Here is a 5,201-nt window from a genome sequence, read left to right as displayed (position 1 = left end):
CCGGGAAGAGCGCGGCGGCGTCGCCGCCGTCGGCCAGCGCGGTCGTCGCCCCGGCGGCGGCGTCGGCGGACTCCGCGGCCGCGGCGACGTGCCGGTCGAGGGAGGCCTGGTCGTGGGTGTGCGCGGCGACGGTCCCGGTCGGCACGTGGTGCAGCTCGACCGTGCGGCAGGGGCGGCGGAACACCGCGGCGGTGGCGACGGCGTAGAGCGCGAGCTGCCGGGAGTCCGCGGCGTCGGCCGCGGTCGGCACCCGGCGCCCGGTCTTGAAGTCGACGACGACGGCCTCGCCGTCGCGCGCGTCGATCCGGTCGACCCGGCCCTCGACCAGCAGCGGCCCGGCGGGGGCCCGCACCCACCGTTCGACGGCGAGCGGCTCGTCCCGCCCGGCCGGGCCGTCGACGGCGGCGGCCAGCCAGTCCCGGGCGCGCTCGCGGTACCGGGCGGCCTGGGCGTCGTCGGCGAACCCCTCGCCGATCCAGTGCCGGTCCACCAGGGACGCGGCCTGCTCCGGGGTGCGCCGCTCGGCGGGCAGGGCCGCCAGCGACCGCAGCGCCAGGTGCACGACCGCACCGATCGTGGTGTGGGCGAACCCGCCGCTGCGCGGCGGGGCCGGGCGGTCGACGTGCAACATCCGGTAGCGGCGCGGGCAGGCGTCCCAGGTGTCGAGCCGGGCCGGGGTGACCCGGTGCAGCGCGGTCGCACCGAAGCCGGGGTCGAGCAGGTCCAGGCCGAGCTGACCGTCCGGGGTCCCGGTGGCGGGAGCGGTGGTCCGGGCCATGGGCGCCACGGTACTCCGGGACGGTCACCGACCGTCGATCACTCCCGGCGACGCACCGTCACGCGGTGCCGCCGGATCCGCCGTGCAGCACGGGGACGCCGGTGGCCCGTTCGGTCAGTGCCGCGTAGACCTCCGGGTCGGTCGTCTCCTCGGCGAGCGGGGTCGTCTTGTTCGTGCCGTGGTAGTCGCTGGAGCCGGTCGTGAGCAGGCCGTGCTCGACGGTGATCCCGCGCAGCAGCTCGCGGTCGGCCGGGGCGTGGTTCGGGTGGTCGACCTCGATCCCGCCCAGCCCCCAGCCGACGAGGTCGACGAGCACCGACGGCTCCACGACCACACCGCGCTTGCGGGCCAGTGGGTGCGCGAACACCGCGACCCCGCCCGCCGCGACGATCATCTCGACGGCCGTCTCGACCCGGGTGTCGGCCCGCGGCACGTAGTAGGGGCTGTCGTTGTGCAGCAGCTCGGAGAAGGCCTCGTCGACCGACCCGACGACGCCGGCCGCGACGAGCGCCCGGGCCAGGTGCGGCCGGCCCGCACTGCCGCCCTCGGGCAGGTGTGCGAACACGGTGTCGACGTCGACCGGGTACCCGTCGGCGGCCATCCGCCCGATCATCGTCTCCAGTCGCTGCACGCGCTCGGACCGCAGCCGCTCCTGCTCCGCGACGATCGCGGCGTGCTCCGGGTCGAACAGGTAGCCGAGCAGGTGTACCGAGCAGCGCGGCTCGCCCGTGCGGCCGGTCGGGCTCAGGCAGGAGAACTCCGCGCCGCGCACCAGCGCGAGACCGGCCGGCAGCGCGGCCCCCGCCTCGGCCCACCCGGCGGTGGTGTCGTGGTCGGTGATCGCGACGACGTCGAGCCCCGCGGCGCCGGCCGCCCGGACCAGCCCGGCCGGGGAGTCGGTGCCGTCGGACGCGGTGGAGTGGGCGTGCAGATCGATGACGGACACGTGACCGACACTAGCGCCGCGCGGCGCGCGCGCATCCCGCGACGGGACACACGGGTCAGCGCCGCCAGCGCGGTTTGGCGAGCATGCCGGTCGCGCGGGTCTTGCCCTTCTCCCCGAAGACCAGCTCGGAGAGCGCCTCGTAGATCTCCTCGGGGCGCGGCATGTAGTCGATGCGGTTCAGCGCCTGGATCTGGCCCGCGGACTCGACGACCATCGTCCCGTAGCCGAGCATGCGCCCGGACAGCGAACGCTGGAACGTCAGGTCGGTGACCTTGCCCAGGGGCATCATGCCGACGTTGTGCACGATGATCCCCTGGGCGATCATCACCCGCTTGTCGGTGATCACGATCCGCTCGATCCACCAGAGGATCGACAGCGCCGTGTAGCGCAGGACCGCGACGACGACCAGGTAGAACGCCAGGTTGTCGACCACGACGTCCAGCACCGGGTCGACCCCGGGCCGGTCGAGCAGCTGCTCGACACCGATCACCACGAGGATGAACAGCGCCGTCTGCCAGATGTGTTTGACCATCACCGCCCAGTGCTGGCGCACACGGATGACGCGCCGCTCCGTGGGGAGCAGGTACTCGTCGATCTCCCGGGGCGCGAGCACGGGCTCAGATCAGGTTGGTGACGAAGGTCGAGACGGACTGCGCCGCGTCGTAGAGGATGTTGCCCACGTTCGAGACCGAACCGGCCGCACCATTGGGATTGGTGATCACCAGGAAGATCCCCAGCGCCACCGCTACCAGGATCAGGATCTTCTTCACGTTCCCTGCCCACCCGTTTCTCGGTGTGTCGGACACACAGACATGTCATTGGTACCGGAGGGCCGACTGGCCCCGGTACCGGCACCCGAGCAGCGTACCGTCGTTCCGGATGACCGACAGTAGCCGACACGTCGCCTGCGTGGGTGGAATCGTGTTCGACCCGGACGGACGATTGCTGCTCGTCCGCAGGGCGAACGAGCCTGGTCGGGGGCTCTGGTCGGTCCCCGGCGGCCGGGTCGAGGCGGGCGAGAGCGAGCACGAGGCCGTGGTCCGCGAGCTCGCCGAGGAGACCGGTCTGACGGTCGTCCCCGGGCGCCTGGCCGGGGTGGTCCTCCGCGGCCCGTACCGGATCGCCGACTACCTCTGCACCCTCGCGACCGGCGACGGCATCCCGCGGGCCGGCGACGACGCCACCGACGCCCGGTTCGTCGACCGGGCGGACTACGCGACGCTGGCCGTCGTCGAGGGCCTGACCGAGACCCTCGGCGGCTGGGACTGCCTGCCCCGGACCTGACCGCCACGGCGGGTGCCCGTCCGGCCCCGCGGTATGCGTGTGGGTGACACACGACGGCCCCCGCTCCGGGACGGAGTCGGGGGCCGGTGCCGGCGTGGTGTGCCGCGGGTCAGACCTGCGGCGTGGGGCGGCCGGGTTGCTCCCCGCCGCGGCTGTCGCCGTAGGACCGCTTGGGCACCATGACCTTGCGGCGGAAGGTGCACACGACGGTGCCGTCCTGCTTGTAGCCGCGGGTCTCGACGTACACGACGCCGCGGTCGTCCTTCGACTTCGACGGGGTCTTGTCGAGGACCTCGGTCTCGCCGTAGATCGTGTCGCCGTGGAAGGTCGGCTTCGTGTGCTTGAGCGACTCGACCTCGAGGTTCGCGATCGCCTTGCCCGACACGTCCGGCACGGACATGCCCAGCAGCAGCGAGTAGATGTAGTTGCCGACCACGACGTTCTTGCCGAAGTCGGTCGTCTCCTCCGCGTAGTGCGCATCCATGTGCAGCGGGTGGTGGTTCATGGTGAGGAGGCAGAACAGGTGGTCGTCGTACTCGGTGACCGTCTTGCCGGGCCAGTGCTTGTAGACCGCACCGACCTCGAACTCCTCGTAGTAGCGCCCGAACTGCACCGTTCACGCTCCCATCACGCTGTCGATTCGTTGCGGGAGTAATCTATCCGGTGGCCCGCACGAGGAAGGGCGGTCCGGCTCACACGTGCACGGTCGGGGATGTCACATCACAGTGACATCCGCCGGCGCACGGACGAGACACAGGACGTCCACCGGAACAGCTAGGGAGGTGAGTGCGGTGTCCGCGTCCCAGACACCGGCGAGCAGTAGGTGCCGCCTCCCGCTGCACACGGCCCCGGAGTACGTCACGGGCTGATCCCGGCGGGAGGCGAGTTCCGGCCCGGCGGCCGCCCTGCGCGGTCGCACCGTTCCCCGGTGCCGCTCGCCCCCGAGCCGCACCGGCACGCCCGGAGGTGGTCCTCGTGATGCCCTCGCTCTCCCAGCTCCGCCCCACCATCCGCCCGTCCCGCCGCGCCGAGCGCGCCGCGGCGCGGGCCGCCGCGAGCCCGCCCGTCCGGCTGCGTGTCCCGCTGTCCGCCTACGTCGTCGACTGCGCCGTCTACGTCGACGGCCGCCGGCTCCCCGGCCGCTGGACCCACGACGAGGCGATCGCCGAGGTCCGCGAGCGCGGCGAGGGCTTCGTCTGGATCGGGCTGCACGAGCCGGACTCCGAGCAGATCGCCGGCGTCGCCGATACCTACGGGCTGCACGAGCTCGCCGTCGAGGACGCGGTGCACGCGCACAACCGCCCCAAGCTCGAGCGCTACGACGACACGCTGTTCATGGTGCTCAAGACCGTCCGCTACGTCGGGCACGCCGACCCGACGACGTCGAACGAGATCGTCGAGACCGGTGAGGTCATGGCCTTCCTCGGGCGCGACTTCGTCGTGACCGTCCGGCACGGCCGCCACACCGGCCTGCGGGAGGTACGGCGGCGGCTCGAGGACGACCCGGAGCAGCTGTCCCTCGGCCCGGCGGCGGTGCTGCACGCCATCGCCGACCACGTCGTCGACTCCTACATCGAGGTCTGCGGGCAGATCGAGGACGACATCGACGCCGTCGAGGCCGAGGTGTTCTCGCCGCGCTCGACGATGAACCCCGAGCAGATCTACGTCATGAAGCGCGAGATCCTCGACCTGCGTCGTGCGGTGATGCCGCTGGTCGGGCCGATGCGCAAGCTCGCCGAGGGCTACAGCGCGCTGGTCCCGCACGACGTGCGGTCCTACTTCCGCGACGTCGACGACCACCTCGGCGGCGTCGCCGAGCAGGTGGCCGGTTTCAACGAGCTGCTGACCACCCTGGTCGACGCGGTCCTCGCGAAGATCAGCATGCGGCAGAACAACGACATGCGGAAGATCACCGCCTACGCGGGCCTGATCTCCGTGCCGACGATGATCGCCGGCGTCTACGGCATGAACTTCGACTCGATGCCCGAGCTGCACTGGGACTTCGGGTACCCGATGGTCCTGATCGTCATCGCGACGCTGTGCGGGCTGCTGTACCGCAACTTCCGCCGCAACGGCTGGCTGTAGGCCCGGGACGCCCGCCGGTCAGACCCGGCGGGTGCCCGTCGGCGGGGTCGGCGGCTCGTCGTCCCCGGCGGGCGGGAGCGCGTCCCCGGGGCGTGGCCGCGGGGGGCC

7 protein-coding genes are annotated in these 5,201 nt (G+C 72.3%); 2 read left to right on the top strand and 5 right to left on the bottom strand.

Annotated features, from left to right (window positions below; all coding sequences use genetic code 11):
* From NH602_RS27810 to NH602_RS27795, 4 genes are all read right to left on the bottom strand, one after another.
* A partial coding sequence (locus NH602_RS27810) for a PD-(D/E)XK nuclease family protein (protein ID WP_253069341.1) occupies positions 1–778 on the bottom strand: 778 nt, incomplete at its 3' end.
* Positions 779–836: 58 nt separating this feature from the next.
* Positions 837–1,724: a PHP domain-containing protein gene (locus NH602_RS27805; protein WP_073577764.1), complete on the bottom strand. Its 888-nt coding sequence runs from the start codon at positions 1,722–1,724 to the stop codon at positions 837–839.
* 55 nt (positions 1,725–1,779) lie between these two features.
* Positions 1,780–2,337, bottom strand: coding sequence for a PH domain-containing protein (locus tag NH602_RS27800; RefSeq protein ID WP_073577763.1), 558 nt, complete (start codon positions 2,335–2,337; stop codon positions 1,780–1,782).
* Between the two features lie 4 nt (positions 2,338–2,341).
* Positions 2,342–2,494 (bottom strand): hypothetical protein, encoded by a 153-nt coding sequence (locus NH602_RS27795; protein ID WP_167379107.1) that lies wholly within the window; start codon positions 2,492–2,494, stop codon positions 2,342–2,344.
* 109 nt (positions 2,495–2,603) lie between these two features.
* On the opposite strand from NH602_RS27795, the gene NH602_RS27790 reads away from it, so the two are divergent.
* Positions 2,604–3,008 carry an NUDIX hydrolase gene (locus NH602_RS27790; RefSeq protein WP_073577762.1) on the top strand — a complete coding sequence of 135 codons (405 nt, stop codon included), beginning with the start codon at positions 2,604–2,606 and terminating at the stop codon, positions 3,006–3,008.
* 109 nt (positions 3,009–3,117) lie between these two features.
* Here NH602_RS27790 and NH602_RS27785 read toward each other — a convergent pair whose 3' ends face one another.
* The gene (locus tag NH602_RS27785; protein WP_020623563.1) at positions 3,118–3,621 is read right to left on the bottom strand and encodes a MaoC family dehydratase; all 504 of its coding nucleotides are present in this window, start codon (positions 3,619–3,621) and stop codon (positions 3,118–3,120) included.
* 365 nt (positions 3,622–3,986) lie between these two features.
* On the opposite strand from NH602_RS27785, the gene corA reads away from it, so the two are divergent.
* Positions 3,987–5,093: a magnesium/cobalt transporter CorA gene (gene corA, locus NH602_RS27780; RefSeq protein ID WP_253069340.1), complete on the top strand. Its 1,107-nt coding sequence runs from the start codon at positions 3,987–3,989 to the stop codon at positions 5,091–5,093.
* Positions 5,094–5,201: the final 108 nt, after the last annotated feature.

It is taken from the genome of Pseudonocardia sp. McavD-2-B (assembly GCF_024124365.1).
Classification (GTDB): domain Bacteria; phylum Actinomycetota; class Actinomycetes; order Mycobacteriales; family Pseudonocardiaceae; genus Pseudonocardia; species Pseudonocardia alni.
Note: the sequence above shows the minus strand (reverse complement) of the source record. Positions and strands in the feature narration are given on the sequence as shown.

Bases quoted from the DNA above. Each gene is read 5' to 3' on its own strand.
- NH602_RS27790 (WP_073577762.1), top strand. From the start codon at position 2,604: ATGACCGACAGTAGCCGACACGTCGCCTGCGTGGGTGGAATCGTGTTC.
- corA (WP_253069340.1), top strand. From the start codon at position 3,987: ATGCCCTCGCTCTCCCAGCTCCGCCCCACCATCCGCCCGTCCCGCCGC.